Annotated in this window: 16 protein-coding genes and 1 pseudogene; 2 read left to right on the top strand and 15 right to left on the bottom strand. The window is 42.1% G+C overall.

Features of this window, described 5'->3' with window-relative positions:
* Positions 1-129 precede the first annotated feature (129 nt).
* From FGL37_RS22360 to FGL37_RS26050, 3 genes are read right to left on the bottom strand one after another with little or no spacing between them, the layout of a single operon-like run.
* Positions 130-624 (bottom strand): hypothetical protein, encoded by a 495-nt coding sequence (locus FGL37_RS22360; protein ID WP_138097034.1) that lies wholly within the window; start codon positions 622-624, stop codon positions 130-132.
* Positions 593-1,162 (bottom strand): RNA 2'-phosphotransferase, encoded by a 570-nt coding sequence (locus FGL37_RS22365; RefSeq protein WP_197734502.1) that lies wholly within the window; start codon positions 1,160-1,162, stop codon positions 593-595. Before FGL37_RS22365 ends, FGL37_RS22360 begins: the two co-directional genes overlap by 32 nt.
* Complete coding sequence (locus FGL37_RS26050; RefSeq protein WP_028071684.1) at positions 1,162-3,135, bottom strand: RHS repeat domain-containing protein; 1,974 nt, start codon at positions 3,133-3,135, stop codon at positions 1,162-1,164. The genes FGL37_RS22365 and FGL37_RS26050 overlap by 1 nt, the downstream gene beginning before the upstream one ends.
* On the opposite strand from FGL37_RS26050, the pseudogene FGL37_RS25880 reads away from it, so the two are divergent.
* Both FGL37_RS25880 and FGL37_RS22380 read left to right on the top strand, forming a co-directional pair.
* A pseudogene (locus tag FGL37_RS25880) lies at positions 3,119-3,890 on the top strand (integrase core domain-containing protein); the annotation flags it as partial. The gene FGL37_RS26050 and the pseudogene FGL37_RS25880 sit on opposite strands and share 17 nt — an antisense overlap.
* 58 nt (positions 3,891-3,948) lie before the next feature.
* On the top strand, positions 3,949-5,148 hold the full coding sequence (locus FGL37_RS22380) for an IS256 family transposase (protein ID WP_171019317.1): 1,200 nt from the start codon (positions 3,949-3,951) through the stop codon (positions 5,146-5,148).
* Positions 5,149-5,229: 81 nt separating this feature from the next.
* On the opposite strand, the gene FGL37_RS22385 is transcribed toward FGL37_RS22380, so the two are convergent.
* The 12 genes from FGL37_RS22385 to FGL37_RS22440 form a co-directional block, all read right to left on the bottom strand.
* Positions 5,230-5,793: a hypothetical protein gene (locus FGL37_RS22385; protein WP_138097036.1), complete on the bottom strand. Its 564-nt coding sequence runs from the start codon at positions 5,791-5,793 to the stop codon at positions 5,230-5,232.
* Positions 5,794-5,841: 48 nt separating this feature from the next.
* On the bottom strand, positions 5,842-8,880 hold the full coding sequence (locus tag FGL37_RS22390; protein ID WP_028068172.1) for an RHS repeat domain-containing protein: 3,039 nt from the start codon (positions 8,878-8,880) through the stop codon (positions 5,842-5,844).
* Positions 8,855-9,559, bottom strand: coding sequence for a hypothetical protein (locus tag FGL37_RS22395; RefSeq protein ID WP_160169450.1), 705 nt, complete (start codon positions 9,557-9,559; stop codon positions 8,855-8,857). Before FGL37_RS22395 ends, FGL37_RS22390 begins: the two co-directional genes overlap by 26 nt.
* 55 nt (positions 9,560-9,614) lie before the next feature.
* Positions 9,615-15,092 carry a DUF5977 domain-containing protein gene (locus FGL37_RS22400; RefSeq protein WP_051606433.1) on the bottom strand — a complete coding sequence of 1,826 codons (5,478 nt, stop codon included), beginning with the start codon at positions 15,090-15,092 and terminating at the stop codon, positions 9,615-9,617.
* 12 nt (positions 15,093-15,104) lie between these two features.
* Positions 15,105-15,680, bottom strand: a complete 576-nt coding sequence (locus tag FGL37_RS22405; RefSeq protein WP_138097038.1) for a hypothetical protein — start codon at positions 15,678-15,680, stop codon at positions 15,105-15,107.
* 216 nt (positions 15,681-15,896) lie between these two features.
* Positions 15,897-16,307, bottom strand: coding sequence for a hypothetical protein (locus FGL37_RS22410; RefSeq protein ID WP_028068177.1), 411 nt, complete (start codon positions 16,305-16,307; stop codon positions 15,897-15,899).
* 711 nt (positions 16,308-17,018) lie between these two features.
* Positions 17,019-17,486, bottom strand: coding sequence for a hypothetical protein (locus FGL37_RS22415; RefSeq protein WP_051606434.1), 468 nt, complete (start codon positions 17,484-17,486; stop codon positions 17,019-17,021).
* A 194-nt stretch (positions 17,487-17,680) separates the two neighbouring features.
* A complete protein-coding gene (locus tag FGL37_RS22420) occupies positions 17,681-18,118 on the bottom strand; it encodes a hypothetical protein (RefSeq protein WP_028068179.1) in 438 nt (145 codons plus the stop codon).
* 2 nt (positions 18,119-18,120) lie between these two features.
* The gene (locus tag FGL37_RS22425) at positions 18,121-18,495 is read right to left on the bottom strand and encodes a hypothetical protein (protein WP_051606436.1); all 375 of its coding nucleotides are present in this window, start codon (positions 18,493-18,495) and stop codon (positions 18,121-18,123) included.
* Positions 18,452-19,858: an RHS repeat domain-containing protein gene (locus FGL37_RS22430; RefSeq protein ID WP_138097040.1), complete on the bottom strand. Its 1,407-nt coding sequence runs from the start codon at positions 19,856-19,858 to the stop codon at positions 18,452-18,454. Before FGL37_RS22430 ends, FGL37_RS22425 begins: the two co-directional genes overlap by 44 nt.
* 75 nt (positions 19,859-19,933) lie before the next feature.
* Positions 19,934-20,356 carry a hypothetical protein gene (locus FGL37_RS22435; protein ID WP_028068181.1) on the bottom strand — a complete coding sequence of 141 codons (423 nt, stop codon included), beginning with the start codon at positions 20,354-20,356 and terminating at the stop codon, positions 19,934-19,936.
* On the bottom strand, positions 20,353-22,902 hold the full coding sequence (locus FGL37_RS22440; protein ID WP_028068182.1) for an RHS repeat domain-containing protein: 2,550 nt from the start codon (positions 22,900-22,902) through the stop codon (positions 20,353-20,355). Before FGL37_RS22440 ends, FGL37_RS22435 begins: the two co-directional genes overlap by 4 nt.
* Positions 22,903-22,910: the final 8 nt, after the last annotated feature.

Below are 22,910 nucleotides of genomic sequence, written 5' to 3' on the forward strand. Positions count from 1 at the left end.
GTCAACCTGCCCAACCCAAGCCAATTTGCTCACTACCGTTGAACACTTTATCAAAGCAAGAAAGATTTCTTTGATGTGAAAATAAAAAAGGGAGCTATTGTGGGCTTAAAATACCTTCGTTGTCTAGACCTAAAAATGTTTTACCGACAATTCATTAAGCATTACTGCTGCTTGATTATAAATTGATGTATTTTCCTCTCTAATTTCGAAATCCTGAGCGATACATTCAAACATATTGTCATGAAATGTTAAAATAAAATGTCTATACATTTCCCACTTCTTGGGATTGTATTGTGGGTGTACTTTTTCTATATCCTGCAGTGATTTAATTAAATCGGAATTTTTGAGCTCATAAAATGAATAAGACTTCATACCAAGTTTACTATATGGATGTCCCTGTATTGTTTCTTGCCCTGGTAATCCAAATATATATTTTAAATACACTTTAAATTTCAAAGCAAAAATACCAGTATCATAAATGGTATTACGCTCTTGTGGAATGGCCGATGAATTCTGTTTATCTGCATAAAAGGCAATAAAAAGCTCATTATCGTTTGACAATATTGTTGGTGATGGCGAACCAAAATCCATCTCAAAAAGACCTTTTATTTCTATTAATTCCATTAGTTATTATGTATTCTGACGGTATTGGGTCAGACAACCAAATACCATTTTCTTCTTTATAAAATTGTATGTTATTTAAATATGCCTCTTTAGCACTTACTTTCAATACAACTAGCTCCCCTTTTTTCCTACGTCCTACCATTGCTGCAGTATTTTCATCAACTGACAAATGAACATACTGTCTATCCATAGGAAGCAATCCTATTTTTAAAATATTATTTAGTCTACTTTTAGTTGTTCCGTGATATAAGAATCGAGGTGGCTTAGCTTGCTGTTTCAAAATCTTATTTCCTATGGAATGCCCATAATACGCCCTGATTTTATCATCTAAAATTTGGTGTCTTCTCTTTTCAGACAATTCAACCATTTTACAAATATCGTTTTTATCAACTTGTATTCCTTTTGAATTTAAGGCAATAACTAAATCGGAAAGTAATACCCATCCTTGTTTATCTAAATTAAGATTATAAGACTGTGGCTCGTGCCTTAAGGCGTGAGACACAGTCTTGCTCAGTTGTATAAAATCTATTGAATTCACTAATGAGATAAAATTAATTGAGTACCAGATTGTCTGATGGTATTCGTACCATAAATCAAACTATTCCTACCTAATTGATCCGTCAGCATACTTTCAAAGGAAGAAACACCTGTTTGGTTTATAACATTCCAAGAGCTTCTTGGGATACCTGCCTTTATAAGAGCCGCTGACGACCTCGTATTTAAAATAAATGTTTGTCCGTTTCGCACGACTACATTAATTGGAACATCAGCAGCAGATAATGTACCACTTCTCAACATCCCTGCTACATCATCAACTGTTTGACCTGCAAACTTCCCTCCTACACTAAATGTACCACTAAATGTTTTCTGTGCCCAAACAGCTCCTTCGGCACTTACTGCCTTAGCAACAGTACTTGAACGGGGTAAAGACCAAATATATCTATATAGCTGTCCAAATTTAAACGCTGCTATTTCTCCTGCAATCGCTTCGCCCGCACCTGCTACAACGGCGAAACTTGTAGAAGCTCTTGACATATCATTAAAATCAGGATTAGCAAGATTCTGTCTAAGATAATACAGGCTTTCACGTCTACGACGTTCAGCCGCTGAAATATTCTGACCTGGCGATAGGACCGGGCTTTTATTATAGAATCGACTTATCTTAACTTCTTCTAACTTATAATGTGCTGCGACATCTTTTTTCTCACTTGCAAAAATCCCTTTGAACCAGCCCCATAGGCCACCACCGCTCCATCCTCCTGTCGGGTCGAACAAGCTCACAGGATTATTACCCATGCCCACATATGGAGAAACATACTGGGCCATCGGATCCACTGTCAGCCAACGCCCCACCGCCGGATCGTAGTTCCTCAGCTCAAAACTGTTCCAGCCCGTCTCCTTGTCCTTCTCCGCATACAGCCCCTGATAGCCGTACCTGCTGTCTATACCCCCCGAACGTACCTCCATACCGTACGGATAGTAATCCGCATGGTACATCACATCCACCAGGCCACTGGGCAGCTTGTTCCGGTTGATCACTGCCCGTGTATTGCCCAGATGGTCCGTCAGCGTATAACTGTAGCTTCCACCCTGCCGGTTCAGCATGCCCAGCCTCCCAGATCCATATACAGGCTGCTCGGCAAGCTGCAGTGCACCGCCATTCTTGCTTTCAAAGACCGCAAGCAGCGTACCCGCGGCATCATAACTGTACCAGGTCACCGAACTTGTCCGGTGGTCCTTCTTCATGATCCGGTTACCGCCCTCGTCATAAACAAAGCTAAGCATTATTGTCGACTTTGCAACATCACTGTAGATCGCTGTCACCTTGCCCGTAACATCATAGTCCAGGTACATGCCGGCAGTACCCTTCACTTGGGATGCCAGCTGCCCCGTAACATCGTACGTGTAGTCCGCATAGCCCGTCACAGCGCTCAGCTTATTGGTACCCGCCTGATAATTATACGTAAAATTGTTCACCAGCGCCCCGGCTCCATTGGTTCGCTGCAGCTTCAGCAGGTTGCCGTGGCCGTCATAGCTCATACCCTTCTCCTGGTTCACATTGGCCATAGCCGTAAATGTCTTTGTCCCATAATCTGGCGTGCCCCAGCTGCTGGAAAGCAGCTGCCCCCTGCTGTCGTAGGTGAAGATATTCATCACCGCAGGATCAACGGTCGTGGCCGATGCGCTCACCTGCGTCTGCCAGCCGATTCCGTTCACTAAACCTCCAAACTTAAATGGAGCAGAGGCATTCTGAATCCCGTTGATGTTTGTACCCGCTCGTGCATAGTCATTGGGATAATATTCCATGTTCTGGCTGAACACATCTCTCCCGAAACCGTTGCCCGCACCGTCTCTGCCAGGATCATTGGCCCCGTTGCTGGCCACATTGGCATTGTTGATGCTCTTGAGCTTACCGTCAACCGTGTACACATAGTCAACCCCCTGCAGCCTGTCGCCGTACTCCACCCGTTTCAGTGCACCCGTAAGCGCATGATTAAAGAAAGAGGGCATTTTTATCTCGCCCTGTGGCGTCCGTTGCGTCTGGCTGCGTCATGATCTGGAGACCTTCAAGAAGCTTCTGAAAGCCCTTGAAGCTAAAGTCGCACAGGAAGGTCTGATCCTGACCGAGTCGCAAGTTGTTGCATTGGAGAAAGCCAAAGATGAAAAAGTTGCCCATGGAGAGATAGAAACAAATCACCCAGGGTACCTTGGAGCGCAGAATACTTACTATGTAGGCTACATAAAAGGTGTGGGAAAGATCTATCAACAGACCTTCATTGACACATACTCCCAAAGTAGCTACGGCTAAGCTTTACGATCGCAAGATAGCTTTAGTGGCCGCCGATATGCTCAACGACAGAGTTCTTCCCCTCTTTGAGCAGCATAATATTCCGTTGCTACGGATCCTAACAGATAGGGGAAGTGAATATTGCGGCGCAAGAGAACATCATGAATTTCAGCTATATCTGGCTATAGAGAATATAGACCACAGCAAGACCAAGGCAAAGAGCCCCCAGACTAACGGTATTTGTGAGCGCTTCCACAGAAAAATGCAGGATGAATTCTAAGCTACCGCATTGCGTAAAAAGATATATGGCAACATAGAAGAACTTCAGGCGGATCTGGATATATGGATGGAGTACTACAACAACGAAAGACCACATTCCGGAAAGCACTGCTACGGAAAAACTCCAATGCAGACATGGAGCGAAAGTCTCCATCTTGCAAAAGAAAAGACACCGTCTCATAAAGTGTGTAAGTTATAAAAATGCGGAGTTGGAAAGGACTTCGCATTTTTTATTTACTTAACTTTATAAGAGTATGATTGACAAAGAGTCACTATTAAACGACAAGGAGTTCTTAAAGAGTTTTAAGGACGGGTTAGAGCTGCAATCATTTTTCCGGGAATTACAGGCACGTGCAGTATCGCAGATGCTTGAAGGAGAAATGGACGGCCACCTTGGCTATGAAAAGCATGAGCGCAGTGGTCAGGGCAATTCCCGAAACGGGCATACCAGCAAAAAGGTTCGTGGGGATCAGGGAGATCTGGAAATTCAGGTCCCACGGGATCGCGATGGTACATTCAACCCCATTATCGTTCCCAAGCGCAAGAACATGATTGACGGAGTTGAGAACGTGATCGTTTCGCTATATGCCAAAGGCATGAGTGTTTCGGATATAGAAAATATGATGCGCGATGTGTACGGATTTGATCTTTCTGAATCGACGATTTCCAGGATTACTGACCGTGTGGCGGGCGATGTGATTGCCTGGCAAAACCGTCCTCTGGACAACGTATATCTGATTGTCTGGATGGATGGCATTGTCTTTAAGGTCAGGGAAAACTCCAAAGTGGTCAATAAGACCATTTATCTTGCTGTGGGCCTAAACAGGGATGGCTATAAAGAAGTTCTGGGCATGTGGCTGGGCAAGAATGAAAGTGCCAGTTTTTGGATGGGAATCCTGACAGACCTGAAATCCCGGGGCGTAGAGGATATGCTGATTACAGCGACCGATAATCTCAATGGTTTCTCCGCTACCATACGGAGTGTGTTTCCTGAGTGTAGTACCCAGGTCTGTGTTGTCCATCAGATCCGAAATGCCTGCAGATATGTTGTATGGAAGGATAAAAAGGCGTTTACAGCAGATATGAAGCCTATCTATGATGCTCCCAATAAACAGGCTGCACAGGCAGCGCTGGCAGATTTTGCCGATAGATGGGAATCCAAATATCCCTATGCCATAAGATCATGGCGGGAGAACTGGGACGAACTGACCGTCTTTTACGACTTCCCACTTGAGATCCGACGAATTATCTATACGACCAATATCATCGAAAACATGAATGGGAAGATCCGTAAATACACAAAGAATAAACTGTCATTTCCCAGCGATGATGCCGTACTGAAATCTGTATATTTGGCTTTGAGAGAAATCTCTAAAAAGTGGACGATGCCTATTCAGAATTGGGGCATTATCCTAAATCAGTTCTTAACTTTATTTGAAAAAAGAGTCCAGTTATAAGGAACATAACTGAACTCCGTATTTTTTATTTACACACTTAGTGGGACAGTCCCAAAGAAAAACTACTTTCCGATCACATATTTACTCAGGAATGTAACGATTTAGATCAATCCAGTTACTTGAGCTTATAATAATTCCATGTCCGTTATTTTTCAGGTATAAGTGTAATTTGACTTTTCGATCTGAGGTCGACACTCTTAATTCATTTTGATCCTTCCCAACAAAAAAATTATAAGAAATTACTTTATTCTTTTTCAATATCAAATCAAACTGTTCCAAGAAGGCGCAGTTAGGTAATTCTATTGGTATTTGTTTTCCTTTTGGAACAAACTGCCTCGATAGTAGCCTAACTTCATTATCTGTATTCTCAACAATAATTTGATTATGTTTTAAGACATTGGGATTTCGATTTTTATAGAACTCCGTTGGATCTTCCCAATAATCAGGGCAACCTGTCGTAAACATTCTCGCATCTAATTTTAGTATTGTATCTTTTTTTGATTCAAATTCAAGTTTAACAACATAATTATTCTTGCTTTCTTCAATTGAAGTATTCAAGCATATTGGATCCTCACATTTATTAGCAGATTGACATGAAGATAGGATAACTGTCATTAAAATATTAAAAAGCAAATTTATTCTCATAACCTTTTATACCTCTTTTAAATTTTTCAGTTGTATTTTGCCAGCTTTTCACAGATCGTTGGTAGCGAATACATCCAACTCTAAGTTCGTAATTGTAGGATTTACCAATGAACCATGATGAACTTTAACTGATTGTTGTAGATGTCTTTTTTCGTGAGAAATTGTATTCCTAGTGTTATATGGATCTGATAATAGGGGATTACTCAAGCCTTGATCTTGAATTGTAAATATAATATTAAACATATTATTAGTTCCTGTCATAACATTGTCTCCCATAAGTGCATTAACAGAGAATGCGGCTTGGTTTTTAGTGTCTGTCACAAATTTATTCGTACTTGGAAACCAGTCAAATCCTCCTTCAGCAAATTTCCATTGGGATTTAACATAGTCAATTTTTTGTTGATCCGTACCAATCCAGACATTATATTTCGCTAGCTGAATAGAATTATTTTTGAGCATTGCTAAATCTTTTATTTTCCCAACACCATCATTAACTAGAAACAAATTACCATCTTTTTTCCCATCATCAAAAACCACTTCTCCTTTTCTGTTTACCCCAATACTATCATTAGCCCATCCGCCACTTCTATCAATACTTTTTATTGGATTATTTCCCATTCCGACATATGGAGAATGATACTGTCCGTAAGGATCCGTTGTCAGCCACCGCCCAATTGCCGCATCATAATTGCGCAGCTCAAAACTGTTCCAGCCCGTCTCCTTGTCCTTCTCAGCGTACAGTCCCTGATAACCATATCTGTTCTCGATACCTCCTGAACGTACCTCCATACCGAAGGGATAGTAATCTGCATAATAGACAATGTCGGCACTCCCACCTGCAGTTTTGTTCCGGTTGATCACTACACGCGTATTGCCCAGATGGTCCGTAACCGTATACTGATAGTTACTGCCCTGCCTATAATATGTGCCCAAGCGGCCTGATCCATAGATCGGCTGTTCCTTGAGCTGGATTGCTCCAGTCCCCTGCTGCTCAAAGACCGCGACCAGTGTCCCTTCCCCATCATAGCTGTACCAAGTTACCGCACCGGTACGATGATCTTTCTTCATAACCCGATTGCCGTCATCGTCGTATACAAAGCTAAGCATTATGGTCTGTTTTGCGGCATCACTGTAGATTTTGGTAACCTTACCCGATACATCATAATCCAGATACATCCCCGAGCTGCCCTTGACCTGGGAAGCCAGCTGACCGACCGCGTCATAGGTGTAGTCTGCGTAGCTGCTGACAGAGGTCAATCTGTTCGTATTCGCCTGATAGCTGTACGTATAGTTACCCAGGACCGTCGTACCGCTCCCGTTCCGGATAAGCGACCTGATATTACCGTGGCTGTCATACGTCAGGCCATATTCCCTGTTGATCTCTCCTGCCGAGACGAATGAAGATGAAGCAAAGTTCGGGGTACCCCAGCGGCTCGCACTCAGCTGACCTTTCGGATCATAACTGTAGATATTCATCACAGCGGCGGCATCGGCCGAGTTCGGCTTCTTCGAAAACCAGCTGATCCCGTTGATCAGACCACTATAGTTCGCAGCACTGCTTCCACTCTGTATACTCGGCAATCCAACCTGAGGGTTACTGTAGTCCCCTGAATGATATTCAAGATTCATACCGAAGACATCCGCTGCAAAACCATTGCCTCCGTCCATGCCGGGGTCTTTGGCCGCATTCGCATTGTTGATGCTTTTCAGCTTACCGTCTATACTGTACACATAATCGATACCCTGTAGCTTATCTCCCAGCTCAACTCGCTTAAGAGGCCCGTGAAGATAATAACTGTATCTGGCATGCAGAACTTTGCCCGCCGCATTATCGGTCGTATTGGTATAGGTGGCCACAAGCCGCTTATTTTTGTCATACTCGAAATAGTGCACCAGGGTCTCGCTCGGGGTACCTTTCTGGTAAATACTCTTGGTCACATTCCCCATATCATCATAAACGTAGTCCATGGTTTTGTAACCAAGACCGGCAACATACTTTACCGTCCACACCGTGTTCCCATCGCCGTCATAGCTGTACCACGTCCTGCTGACCAGGTTCGCTTCGGTCGGTGTGCCGCTGTATTTCGCTTTTGTGGAAACAGCACCACCCGAAAGAAAATAACTGTCCTGCACGTAGCCCGGCAAAGCCGGTATCTCCGAAGGTGTATCATAGGTCACCACGGTAACTTCGTATTTGGCACCCGGAGGATATTTGCCGGGATCTGATTCGGTAGCATCGAGCATAGCCGCTGTCAGGGTCTCAAAGGTCACTGTACCCGAAGGAGCCAGTTCCCCGCTTTCAACAGAACGTCCATAACGGTCGTAATTGGTATAACTGAATCTATTGGCCAGTTTCTGCAGCGCGTTGCGCGAATACCGAAGCTTGCCGTCGCTGCTATATCTGAATTCGCTCCGGCCGGCATCCGCATCGGTGCGTTCGACAAGGTTACCCTTACCATCGTACCTGAACGTTTGGACAAACGGGATACTTCCCAGTGTTGCATAGCTCCCAACTCCCTCAGTCCATAATTTCTTGACGCCCTCAGGAGGTATCACAGCTTTTACCCTCCCCAGCTGGTCATAGAAGGTAAAGCTTACGTCAGAGAGACCGATCTGATAAGTAATCGTAGAGCCACTCCCTCCAAAATGATAGAGACCAGGTAAAACCTGCCGTGTTCCTGGATTTGAAATTTCTGACTCTCCACGGAAATAATCTTTGAGTTTACCTGATGGAAAAGATATGCTCTGCTCTTTTAAAACGGCAAAATATCCGGAATTGTCCCTATTCAATGTGATCGTCTCCCTAAACGGAATGTCTGTCCCCCCGCGGCCGCTCATAACTTTTCTTCCATCTATACTGACGCTAATATTACTCCGTCCGTCAGCGTCAAAATTGACAGACATCATTTTTTGCGCATTCGATATAAGCGCAGTATCGCCGAGCTCCTGCGAACTCAGATAAGTGCGTCTAATTAAATTGTAGAAATCAAGTATCCGGTTCACGGGTACATTGAAATGCTTGGTCTCATGCGAACTCCCCATTTTGAAGTTCTGCCCAACGTCAGCGTTTATAGATGTCTGTTCCATCTTTCGGTCCTGCGAAGGTGCTGTAGGGCATATTGGTATAATCCTGAAGCCGTTCCCAAACATTTTTACTGCTATAATAAAAACCAAGCGAGCCGATTCCTGCAGTAACCGTGTCTACAGGGTCTGGCCGAAATCTCTTGTCAGTAATTGAATCGGTGCTCTTATAACGACTATAATTACGGTAGGTAAACACTGTATTTCCAGGACCTTTTATAAAATCCGCTTTATAAGCAAAAGAAGCATTATTGATTGGAGCAGACATAGTTGAGCCAATCTCTCTACCCCCCACGTCATATAGCGGCTGTGCCGCAAGGACGTGACCTGCCTGGATATTCTTTGACTGACTCTGAAGCAATTTGCCATTGGTATCAAAAAAGGATTTCATCTCCCTGATCACAGCGCCGCTGGCATCAAAGGACCTGGACAATGTCCAGTTCATATCAAGGTTTTCGTCCGGATTATTGGGGGCCGCCGGGCCGGTCATATTATTGTCTATTCGTAACAGGATATTTGATCCGCTCTTAAAATGCACCCCTGGTTTCAGAGTGATACTCACTGCACTGATAGCTGAGTAACTCTGTCCCGATTCAATCACGAGCGACGATGCGCCGTTCAGAGGTAATATGATAGGGTTTTGGTTGGTGGTCTGCGCCTTAGCTATACCTATTAATGATAACACAAATAGCGCCAACGCAAATATTTTCCTATCACTTGTTTTTTCATTTTCGGTAGTGTTAATTACAGTCACCCACTAATTCAATTTCGGCAGAAAGATTAATACTGGGCTGATTTTGTCCATGGCTAAATCTGATACTTGTATCGTAGGTATTTACACACACATAAAAGACCAAATATACGCCTGTATCCGCCTCAGTCTCAAAGTTTTGGTAACTCGAGGACCGATATGTATTATTACAATCACGGTAGTTGACATATAGATTCAAGTTTTGGAGATCCATCCGATGAATTGTCACTTTATAGCGCTTACAGCTAACACACCGGCCATTGGCATTTGCATATTGCTGTCCATATTGATTTACCTCCGTCATTGCCTTGTTATTAGCATCTCCTTTACTTATAGTTGAATTATACTTGCCTGCTGGCACAGTGTACGTGACAAGAGTGCCGTCACCAGTAACACAGTCATTCTTACGGATTTCCTCGGTTAATTGATCGTTGTAGTAAACACTTTTATTTGTACCATAATTTTGTTGATACTCGTTTGTCTTATATGGAGCTCTGCCAAACTGCTCCTTGTAAGTTCTTATCAGACGTCCCACCGCGTCATATTCGAATCGTGTAAATAGATTGAGATGATCCAAAATATAAGTTAGTTCGCCCGAAAAATTATCATACACATATGCTGTTGCGCTAGCATTCTTCGGATGAAAACGAAAATCATCAACGAAGCTAGCCGCAGCTCCGTCATTTTTAACATACACCTTGAGTTGTGTTCCGGATGTTACCGGAATCTCCAAATTAACTAAGCTCCAATCACCCGCTTTCCTTGTACTTTGAGCTGAATTGAACAATGACGCTTTTACTATACCATCTATGTCATAATAAAGACTTACCTTGCTGTTAGCACTATTTTTGACCCAGACACTTGCTTGATAAGTCCTACCTATTGTAAGTGCAGAGATTGGAACTGTATATTCGAATCCATTAAGCCCTGCTGGCACCGAAAGGCTTTTACGTCCTGTATGGAAAGCAGCAGTGGACACTGTACTTGCCCCTCTAGTCACCTCACCAGTCACTCCGGCTCCTACCACTAGCTCATCTTCTGCACCACTGAATGCAATCTCTTTGTACTTACTGAAATTTGCTCCGGCTACGATCTTACTATTATTGTAGCCATATCGGTTCGCCGAATAATTATTGTTTCGATCATAATCTTCTAGCCCTTTTGAAAAGACATTATATAAATTAATAGTATTAACAGGCTTCCAGTTACTATTTATCTGTCCTGAAGGCATAATTCCAGAATTTGCATACTCATCGGGTATTTCCAATATATCTTCACGCTGTTTACGCCAGATATGACCATAGGTGGTAGTATTTTGCTTTACTAACGTTCCTTCCGGCGTAAGCACATCAACACCCTTGCTCCAGATGGTTCGGCTACCACTGATGGCTCCGATCTTGTTATTAAATGCATCTACCTTATAATTCACCTGACTAGAAACCTGAGTTAACATATTTTTATAACTGCTGTTCGTAAGTTTACTTCCCATTTCTGCATAATCTTTATAAGCAAACCTCGTTTCAGCCATAAAGCGGTTACCATAAGAGTCTTTAGTCAGCACTTGATTCGGTTGGCCATTAAAGAAATCAAACGCGACATTTTGTTTAGTTTCAGAAGAACGATTGATATGGTCGATCGTTGTAGATGAAAGCATCAGGGAAGGGTATTGTTCACGAGCTGCCATCACGATATTTACCTTTGCCTGGTCTCCTTTTCTATAAAAAGCTCTAACTTCCCCGAACCTTTCGACAATCAGCCCCTGGTTAGCAAATTGGGAAAGCTTATCTCGGTATTCACTTCGAATGATTCCGTCCGAATTTATTTCATCCCATAAATACTTATTATAGACTTCCTTTATGAGCCTTCCAGAATTATCATAGGTATATACAGCTAATAAATCGCCAACATTAGCCGTCAGGTCCGATATCAGCAGGTTAATTCCCCTTACATTATATTTACTAAAATCAGTGTCTTGAAATACTACCCTATTGATCATTTTTTTATCAAGAGCGCGGTAATAATTTTCAGTATAACCTTCTAGCTGAGTATCTCCATTGGGTTGTATTACTTGGTTTTGTATCCAGACATTCCAGTACATCACTCCCGGGGCAGGGATCTCACGCGCATATTTCAATACTGTATTGAGATTCTTGTTGAGAAAGCGCTTAAAACTCTTCTTAACCTCGTTATCTACACCGAGTAATTTCTCGAATTCTACTCCATATGGAACGTAAGATGTAATACCAGTAGAAACATTACCGTCCGGCGAATTATCTCTATTCCAATAATTGTATTTCGTTTGATACATGACGCCGGTCAAAAGTTTATTTTTAATGGTCTTAATCCTTACACCCCCGCCGAACATTCTCAAGAGATCCTGTCGTAACCTAATATTCCCTCCATGAAAGCTTCTATTAATCGTTGTATTAAACAACAACCTAATTCGGCCGTCTGAGGTCCAGCCATTAAATTTGCATGACCTGGCGTAAATCTCAGGATGGTATTCAGAATTGTTAAGGTCCTCCCTAAAAACACCATCAATTTTTTCTCCCAAGCTATAGTGCTGCTCAAACTCTTCTTTTGACATAGGAAGCGCCACACTAATTTCATTGGCGCTTATAAAGAGCCAATTCTCAATAGGATAACTTAACGGACGATCAAATATAGTCTGTCCATATTCGTTACTTTCATATTCCAATTCTATATTACTTCCAGTAGGTGAACTTATAGTCCGAAGATTCCATGCATCCGTACCTTGCGCAGAAATATTGGTCGTTCTGCGGCCAAAGTCCTTGTTAATATCCAAATATGACTTATCTACATCACCTTTATAATATCCCCAAATATCGTGACATTCTCTACAATAATCCGGATTTTTAGTGATCCGTAGATGCTTACTTAATCCAACACTATCTAACGCGTTTCCATTTGTCAGTGTCACAAGTTTTTGGCCATTTTCCGTCGTCTCAATTTTACTGATCATTCCGTAATACTTAGAGACAGAATTTGCCCCTTCTAACATCATTCCTAGCTGTAAGGGTTCACTTGTTATAATTTTATTTGATGCATTTACCGATGCTAAAAAAGTCTTATTTGAAATTTGATAGGAAAACTGTGTTGGGGGAATAAGGTCCACTCCACCTTTTCCACGGAAATGAACACCATCTAATGTCAGCTTTCCAAATTTCACATTCGGACTTTTAATGTTAAAGCTGTTGAGGGTATTTTTGCTAAGATCGTAGCTATATCCAAAATCAATAATTCTTATAGACCTAGATTCTATATTTTGTCGCCCTACCTTCTCTATGTCAGAAACGTCTATTACGTTTGTATATAAATCGTTAATGCGCCCGTTGTTAGCTGACTGGCTATTTTCAGAAACGGAACTTACATCACTATTATTTAATAAATATATTCTATTTAACCTTAGAGATTGTCCCGACTTTTCGTTAAAGCCCCCGCTTGTATTTTTTTTATCTAAAGATCCCGGAGATCCTCCTTTACCGTCTAATCGAACTTCTTTCTCAAATATAGCCGTGTGTGTACGTGTTCTGATTCGGTTTATATAGTACAGTTCCTTTTGTCCAGAAGTGTACATATAATAATTCTGGTCAAGGTCCTCATCTGTTCCGTCGGCTGGCGTGCGCCAAACATAATCACCTGTCCATTTACCATAGTCTATAGCTGCCCAATAGCCCCAATCTCCTGTGTCTACCAAACCATTTCCATTACGATCTACGTAGTCAGTCCCAGTTACTGCAGTCAAAAGCCAGGTGTATGCATATGGTTCGGTTCTATTGGTTTCACTATAACGATAGCCACCTTTATTCGTATAGTTAAATGAATACTCGTTGTAAGAATATACTGGTAATGCGTAATGATAGGTTACTCCTGATTCATTTGTTATCATAAATCCGCCAACCTGACTTCCTCCCTTTGTTACCGCAACAGCACCGATTGTGCTGCCATTTGTCAGCCTGGCAAATCCTTTAGTAACATTACCCACATCGATGAAGCCCTTAGCCCGAGCCGTTCCGTTTCTTATCTCATCATTGGTAAAGTATTTGATAAATTTAGATGATACTAACTCGTTTCCAATTCTATTGTCCGGTTGCCCTCCCGTACTAAATGGTAGAACTTTGGTATCTGAAGGCGACCCAGATTGATTAATTACGTCATCAAGCCCTTGATCATACGAATTAGAGAAATCATTAACAAACCGGAAACCGACTCCAGCTTTATGTAACGAACTAACAGCGCTAGGATAACTAAAACTCTTATCGTAACCGGAATTTTGTATACTCAACGTTCTTTGATAAAGGAATGGACGAATTTGCCCCCCTATACCTTGGCCACTTACAGTGTAATTATCGTATTCAGGAAATGTACCTCCAACAAATTCATGATCATCAGCATTATCAACTACATTCATATTATCGGGCATCAAACGATAATTATCAAAATTACGGTTATCCCAATACGATGTAGGAGTATTTGCAGCTAAGACAGGTGTATATAGACTTCCATTCGATGCTACTTCAACCGTTTCATCAATCCAATAACGTGTGTTTCTGAACGATGCTCCAATACTAAATGCTCCAAATGGAATGTTGAAACCAAAACCAGAACTACTAGTACTTATCTTTCCGCTATTCTTATTGAAAACCGATCCGGTAACGCCCATCGCGGACAAACTAGGTTTATTCGAAGAGCTGCTCATTGATCCGGACACTAAGCTCGTACCGGCTTTTCCGCCATCGCTCTTAACCAAGGAAGCCCCTGTACCCACGCTAATACTTTCAAAATTTGTAGAGAGCCCTATACTTGCCACGCCATTAAGCCCTCTGGCAACCTCATATCCCGATGACACACTTATTCCTGTGTATCCGCCACGATATGGGCCTATACCGACATCTATTCCAATATTTGCTGGGGAGCCAGGCACCCGAATTCCATAGCCGATACTTGCCCCTACTCCAAAGCCTTGATAAGTATCCGAAGCAAACACTAAACCTACATTGACAGCGCTAGCGAAGCCGACTTCTATACCATATTCTCTTCTTGAACCGCCGGCCCAGTAATCTCTTCGTTTTAAAGAAACTTCATTAAAATCATCAGGGATACCGGAGACATTACGATTTATCGCGCCAGCATTCAACGACCATCCCAACCCAACCCAGGACGCTTCAACATCTGGACGAATTCCCGCATGATAAGAGAGAGAAAGCGGATAACCTCCTTCAGGCCCCGGGACTTCCATTAAAGGAAGATTATACGTGAAGCTGCCAGTTAATGGGTTTACCATATCGGTAGTGTCAACTGGTTCAAAACTCGTTGCTTCGGGCGCAGTTGGTCCGGCTGTCAATGCTAAGGCTGCCATTGGACTTACTAATTCGAAAAGAAATATGCTTCCCCATAAAGCTGCAATCTTCTTCGTATGTCTATTTAATAATTGGATAAAAATCATTGTTGTTTAAAATTATAATTGCTCGATAATAGGAGAGTAATTAAACTTGTTCAAATCTACGGAAAGGTCTATTTGTCCTAAATTAAGCCCAAACTCTTTAATCACAAGACTGAGACTTTTGTAGGAAGACAGGTCATCGTTGAATACTACAACTAGCTCATTAGCTTTACCTAGGTTATAAGTAGGCTGATAAGTGACCATACTAGCACCATATTCTTTTCCCGAATCGGTACGAAGAAAAATATATTGGTCCATACCAAAAGAGAAAAGCTGAACATAGCTACCGTACTCTTCGAGTGGAAGTTGTGCAAGCAACTCACGCCCTTTATGAGATAACTGGATACTAAAATATTTTTGTCTCCCGGGCTTATTGGTTCGCCGTACAAGACATGCCGGTAAAATCTGCATTCTAATCTCTACACCATTTCCCAATAACGTATCTTTTACGAAACCATGCTTAACTTCGGAAACATATTGAAGTCCCTCATCAATAGTTGTAAATTTTCTGGGATCATTATTTCCGCACCCTATAACTGTTAACCACAACAGTAAGATCGATAATAGACGCGTCATAAAACTATTTTTCATTGATTTGTTTAAGGACATCGTCCGTGACATTTGTTCCATCTGCTGCATAAGCAATGGTACCGGAAGGATTAGCAATAAAAATAAATTTATAATGATAGCTTATAATCTTACTCCTTAACACGATGACACGTCGGAATAATCATTCCAGCCCAAATGTGAAAAAATAAACTCTATTGCACCTGTTTTTTGAAAATACCTGCTTTAGTATTCCATCATTTAAACTGCCTTCCTAGGACTTACAAAGTGCATTTTTTCCAAAAATCTTCCCCATGGTATAACCGAAATAAGTAAAAGAAATAAGAAAAAAAACACCCTGAGCTTTGCCGTCGCTAGCCTATCCTTTTTATAAAAAAAATCATGCGCTTCGTTATATACTAAATTGATATGAGAACCAACAGGATATTTTAAGCATTCTTCATTTGCCATTCTAACAGAATATAGCTTGCCTTTATATTTGACATTGATTGATGAGCTTCCTTTTGAACTTCGACAATATTGCTCTTCAACCAGAAAGCTCCCGGCAACGCTACTCTCCATTTTAACGTCTTCCCTATAAAAATATATATTATAGACTACGCCAATAGCAAGTGCGCCTATTAAGAATATTCTCATTTTTTTTGTATTCATACAAATTATCTTTCAAATCCTGTAATTTGGAGAGTCCCGACTTCGATGTTATGCAATGTTTCCGCTACCACGATGTAGAAGGATCGGCCGTATGGTATTGTTGATTCATAATCAACTTAGGCAAACAGCAGCCTGAAAAGAGTAATATCGTTAATTCTTATTATACAGATTGACTGATATTACATTCTAAGATTCTAAATACACTTTTGGTTCTTTCGACGTTAAAACACTGATTAATCCGTCAGCATGTAAAATGATAAAATGTGAAATGTCTTCCCTACTAATAATATTGTAGCTATTTTTTGCTACCCAGTTAATAAGGTCAGATTCTCCCACGGAAAACAACGAGCAATTATTTCCCATAATACCGTAATCATCAATCATTTTTAAAGAACTGTTTTCATTTTGGCTTTGATAATAGAGTGCATGAAACCCAAAATCGACGACAAGTTTAGATTCAAATTTCTCTATTTCAAAACTGATCTGAAGTCCATTCTCTTGATCATATAATAGATTTATCAAATAAAGAGCTCCATCAATCTTTTCAACAGGACACCATTTTCTTAACTTATATTATTATTTTTCATATCTGAATTTTATTATTGAGCCATCTGAATTTTTTATCTCCAAAGATGCAGGCCATACTCAAATAAACAACAATGCCCAATCCGATAAAGATTAGGCGCAGTTGCATTAAGTCAACATTCTCTTTTAGGCTTCTCCGTTAACACGAAGATCATAGACTACCTTTTTGTCAATATTAACTTTGATGTTCCAATAGTGGCTACATCCATCCAAGACAGTTTCAATATCTTCAGAGAGCCTTTTTTTATCTGCGCCCGATTTCCACACAGAGTTTATCCAAAGAACTTTATCGTTATTTTCATTTATGATTCCAACATACTGCCTAATATACTTTTTGAGATTCTTATGAATAGCCGGACAACCTTTACCACCTTGATTAATCAATGGAATATTTATCGTTTTTAGATTTCCTTTTAATAGTCTTTCTGCTGCATTGATATCTCTTTCATCTGGACGATATCGCTGTCCTTTGATATCTATAAACACAAGATGGTCACTAGAAAAGCTATATCCCTCAAATCCCTTGCCTTTTATAAAATACGATGGAGGGGAAAGGAAGCTTGTCAGCAAAAGCACAGATAATAATATTTTCATAACATAATGTTTAACATTAACGAACTTGATAGTTTACTGGACGACCATTATTCGCAGAGCTTTCCAACCCACTCAATAATGAAGCTCCTTCTTGTGTTGAATTAATTGAGTCCAAAGCATTGACTGTCTGTTAAAGTCCTTTAGAACCTCGCATTTTTATAACTTACAATAGTGTCTTATTTTTAGTAGTCAATTTAATTATCATATTCAACTCCCTGTATTTTTTCGAAGATATTCCCAATGAAACTATCATCTTTACTACAGACTAACCAATAGGATGAATCGACCAGCTCAATTACGTATTCACAATTTTCATACATCAACTTATCACCCTCATATTTTCTGATATTTTCAATATTACTGTCACCAATCACTAAAAGTTCAATTGCTTGATCAATTTTAGAAGACAAGTTAAATATTCTATCCAAAGAGATTACTTTGCCACGCTTTGATTTGTTGATTTCTTCTTCAAATTTAACAATATCACAATCCACCTCTTGGACTGTTGTCACGTATACCCATAACACCCCCCAAAAAACTTCATTCTCTTTTGTCTCAAAACAGTTCAATATATCTTCAAGTCGCACAGACAGAATAGGACTATCGTCCCCATGTATTATAATTTTCCTCATCTTCACTTATTTAAGCCATTTATCCAATCTGTATATGTTAAGGGTGCAGGAGTTTTATCTCTTTGAAGCGTACCTCCGGTCTTACTAGGCTTATACACATGTTCATGTGGATTATGCGGATGTGTATCTGGTCTACCATGATCGGTAAAGTCAATATCTTTTACAGGATTACCATCTTTGTCAAACTCTCGTACTTGTTTATAATCTCCATTTCTACCTTCTTTTTTCCCAATTTGAGAATGAGGCCCCGCATCTTGTGCCTCTGGATCCCGTACAGGAAGCCCGTTTTTATCTCGTGGCAGTTTTCTATCAGTTGGATTACTTTTAGTTCCTTCACTTAAAACAACAGAACTTGGCTCTGGGGCACTGTTTTCCATAAGATTCTCTACCAAAGCAACCGTACCTCCTACAACCACACCCCCGACTATTATAGCGCCACCAACAAACCATCCTACAGGTGCACCGAATACGGTTGCAGTCCCCCCTCCAGCTACGCCCCCCCCCGGCTACAAGTGATCCACCAATAATAGTAGATGCAATTGAGCCGCCCGCTGCTCCGCCAACAATTACCCCTGCCGCTACTCTCTGTTGTTTTTTAGTAGGTGGATCGATTGGCGCCCGTCCATCAGGATCAATAAAACGTATTGGATTACTGAACGCATAATTATACGGCGAATGTCTTCTCATCTTCTCCGCCATTGGATCCACCACATTCCAACGTCCTATCTCTGCATCATAGAACCTAGCCCCGTAATCCAGCTGATCGAGTCCCAGTTCAACCTGTTTCTCCTTCCCATTGTATTTGTACAGGTTTGATGCAGTGTTCAGTGCATTGCCCTGGTTCATCTCCATACCAAACGGGTAATAGTCCTGGATCTGCTTGATCGTTCCACTATGGTCAACAACAGCACGTGTATTGCCCAGATGATCCTTCAGAAAATATTCATATATATAAGAACTGCCGTTCGGAAGGATCCTCCCCTCCTCCGTCTGGATGAACTTCAGTACCCCGTTCTCGTACTGGATACCGTCAACATAATCCGTTACTGCAGAACCCAGTGTCTTGGACAGCTTTCTGCCATTGGCATCATAGCTGTAGATAAGACTGTTAGAACCCTTGGTCAGCTTATTGGGTAAATTTAAGTGATTATATTCAATCTTGCTAATTCCCAGACGTGAATTTGTGATTCCGTTGCCATTGGCATCATAGCTGAACGTGTTGGTCCTCGCCGCCGTACCCGCATCAGTGACTTTGGTCAGCTGGTTGCCCGAATACGTGTATTTAAAATTATTGTACCAGCCACTCCCCGTACCGTTACACCTGCGCAGTGAATCGATATTACCCATTACATCATACGCCAGTTCCTCATCATAATGGCCTGCTTTATTCGCAGGGGAACCGGATGCCGCATTGATATATGTTCCCCGTTTCAATCGGTTGAGCCTGTCATAGTAGTACGTATAGGTCTGAACCGGCTGCATGGTCATTGTGGAGGGCACCAGGGTATTCCATTTCATACTGCCGATATTGCCATTGTAGCTGTCCGTCTTATCCCCATAGCTCAGCTCCATCCCGAAAACACGCCTGGCACTCACAGCGGCCGGACTGTTGACCGACTTCAGCCAGCCACGCTCATTATAGCTGTACAGGATTTCCTGCACGGCAGTGCTGCCGGTATTGTGCAGGTTCTTCTGTTTCAGCTGCCCGATCTCATTGTACGACAGCTTGCTCTGCGACACTTCCGTAAGATTATTAAGCTGTTTTTTGGTCTCAACCAACCTGCCGACATGATCATTTACTGTGATTGCGTAAAATTAACCCATCAGATTTAAGATAAAATTTTGTTTTCTTACGGGATTATTAATGATTTCCTGAATAAACACTCCCCAATCTGATTCCAGATCGTCTAAATATTCGAAAGGAGTAGGTGAACTTTCAGATTCTAACGCAGAATATATAAAACTGACAAGAGTTTTTTGGTTTTCAGTAATCGAAAATTCAACACTATTTTCTGATATTTTACGTAAACCAACTCGATGTTCTTCCTTAATTAAAAAGCTCTTTTCACGGAATAAAAAGTAAAGTTCAAATTCCTGAACATACAAAGCGGACATACCACTATCCAATAATTTGTACCATCCAGTAATACCTATCGTCATATCTAAAATTTCAAATTCTTTTCTCGATTCTAGATCGAAAAATAAATTATATATATCAAAATTTCTTAATAATTTCATTTCCTAAAATTCATATCTTTTCCCCAAAACCTACTCGCAGAATTAATAATATCATCCCAAGATTTACCTTGTTGTCTCAAATAGTCTATAGATGGCCCTAACGGATCGCCATATTTTTTGGTGTTTCTTTCATAGATTTCGTTTCTTAGCTGAGCTGGAGTTAATTCTTTATACTTCACACCTATCTCTCTTCTCATACGGCTAACGGTCCTAGCAATTTCTTCATTCGATTTACCGGCAAGTCTCATCTCATTGGCCAAATTACTTAAAGCTTTAACTTCTGCTTCATAGGCAGCTCTTAAGCCAGGAACAGCTACTAAGCCGCTATATAGTTGGGCTCCTGTCACTATATTGAACGTTACATGTACTGGACCACTCCAACTTGCGAAAATCCTCGTACGTACAAAGTCTCTATAATCTCCACTCTTTCCTGTCACAAAATATTTAACTTGAGCAGCCCTAGATTCTTCTGTCCCTAACAAATAATGGCCAGCATAATTTAGTGTATTTTCACTTATAGAAATGCCAAACTCACCCCTCCAATAGTTATTCCATCCGATCGAATGTATGCTATATTGCGGTGATTTCTCAGTTTCATTGAGATTGTGCATAAAGTCTGCCATCCTATTAGTTGGAACAATTACGACATCATTTCGCCCGTCATTGGTATTCACAATTGTACTACCATCTGGACGCACATATCTTGTATAGAATCCTTCTGACGACATTCCATCAGGATCAATATAAACCAATGGACTATTCATTGCATAATTATACGGAGACCAATGAGCATAATCCTCCGCCATTGGATCCACCACATTCCAACGTCCTATCTCCGCATCGTAGAACCTCGCGCCGTAATCGTAGGTCTCTCCAAGCTCGCCCTGGATCTCCTTCCCATTATAAAGATACCTATTATTTCCGCCCAGTACAACCCTGCGCTTGCCAAATGGATAATAGTTATCCGGTTGCACTACATCGACTACCGAGGTACTATTCGTTCGCCGTTTCAGCGTCGCCCGGACACTGCCCAGATGGTCCTTCAGATTATAGTGGTACACATAATTAGTGCCGTTCCACATCGCATAACCCACCGCATTGTGGATGATATCGATCGTGCCGCTATTATATTCAATACCGTCCACATAGTCTCTTTTCGTAATGATCGGGGTGGTAGTTCCGATTTTGGAAACTTTTTGAAGCTTGGTTCCGGTAGCGTCATACAGGAATGACACATCCGTACCGGTTTTCTTTGCTGTCTGAGGAAGGTTCAGGTGATTGTACGTAAAGGCCATCCCCAGACGGTCCGTCTTCGCATTACCGTTCGCATCATAGGTATATGACCCCTTCAGTCCTCCCGACAGGCCCGTCAGCTTATTGCCGTCATAGGTATACGTCGTCACTGCCTGTGCATCCCGTTTCAGGGTCTTGATATTGCCCATACCTAGATCATCGTAGCTGATTACCTCGGCCATTTCGGCTGTCCCGGTCAGCCCGTTCGTACCACTCCTCAGACGGTTCAGTTTATCATAGACATACGTAAAGCTCTGGGCCGTGGCATCCAGCCTGCTGTTCTCGTTCCACAGCTGCTGGCTGATGTTCCCGTTCCACTGCGGCGTGGGTCCATCCTGATACTTCAGCTGCTGGCTGAACCGCGGGGAGATACTCCCGGTGAGCCAGCCACGCTCATTGTAGGTATAGCTCGTCGTATCCACATAGCCAGGTTCTGTTCCAGCCTTGCCCATATAACGGGTCTTCAGCTGACCGATCTCATTGTAGCTGTTGGATGCCAGCGTAACCTCTGCTTGCGAGCCGATACGCTCTTTTGCCGACACCAGCCTGCCCACATGGTCATACTCGTTGCTGGTCACAATTGTCGTCGCTGTTCCGGTCTTCGGCGTATGTACACGCGTGCTCGTCTTCAGTTCGCCGCTGAACAGATACGTATTAGTCACATAGTCCTTCCCTTCCAGATGGTTCTTCGAGGCGGTCTGGATCACCCTGCCATAGTCGTCATAGTACATCACCGTCAGCAGCGGCTGCGTTCCGTCTGTGCGGTACACCCTGCTTCCCGTCTGCAATGACCTGATCATCTGGCTCCTGCTGATCCCGCTGTCGGGAAGATCCGCAGCTCCAGTAAAGGAATAGTCATCGTAGTAGTTGACAACTAAAGGCTTTATCGTGATACCCGTACCCGCCAGTGGAAATGTCGTCGCAGGGGAAGGATAGTCCGCTCCCGAGCGCGTCTCCCACAGCGGACCCGTCGAGGCATCCACCAGTCCGCTCACATCGGCACGGCTCACCTTGGCCGTGTTGGTGTACAGACCACTGGAAGTGATACGCCCAAAGGCATCGTAGCGGGTGTAGGTCCATTCTTTGCGCGCACGCTGTTCGGCGTCCTGCGTGAGCACAACCTGGTCATTCCTGTTGTACACCAGATATTCCCAGCCTTTGCCTGGGATCTTCTTCTCCACCAGGCGGCGCCGGCCGTCGTATTTATAGCTATAGATATAATTATTGAAAGTCCAACATGGTCTTTTTACCAAAGAATAAT

Origin of the sequence: Sphingobacterium thalpophilum, from assembly GCF_901482695.1 — a bacterium.
In the GTDB taxonomy this organism is placed as follows: domain Bacteria; phylum Bacteroidota; class Bacteroidia; order Sphingobacteriales; family Sphingobacteriaceae; genus Sphingobacterium; species Sphingobacterium thalpophilum.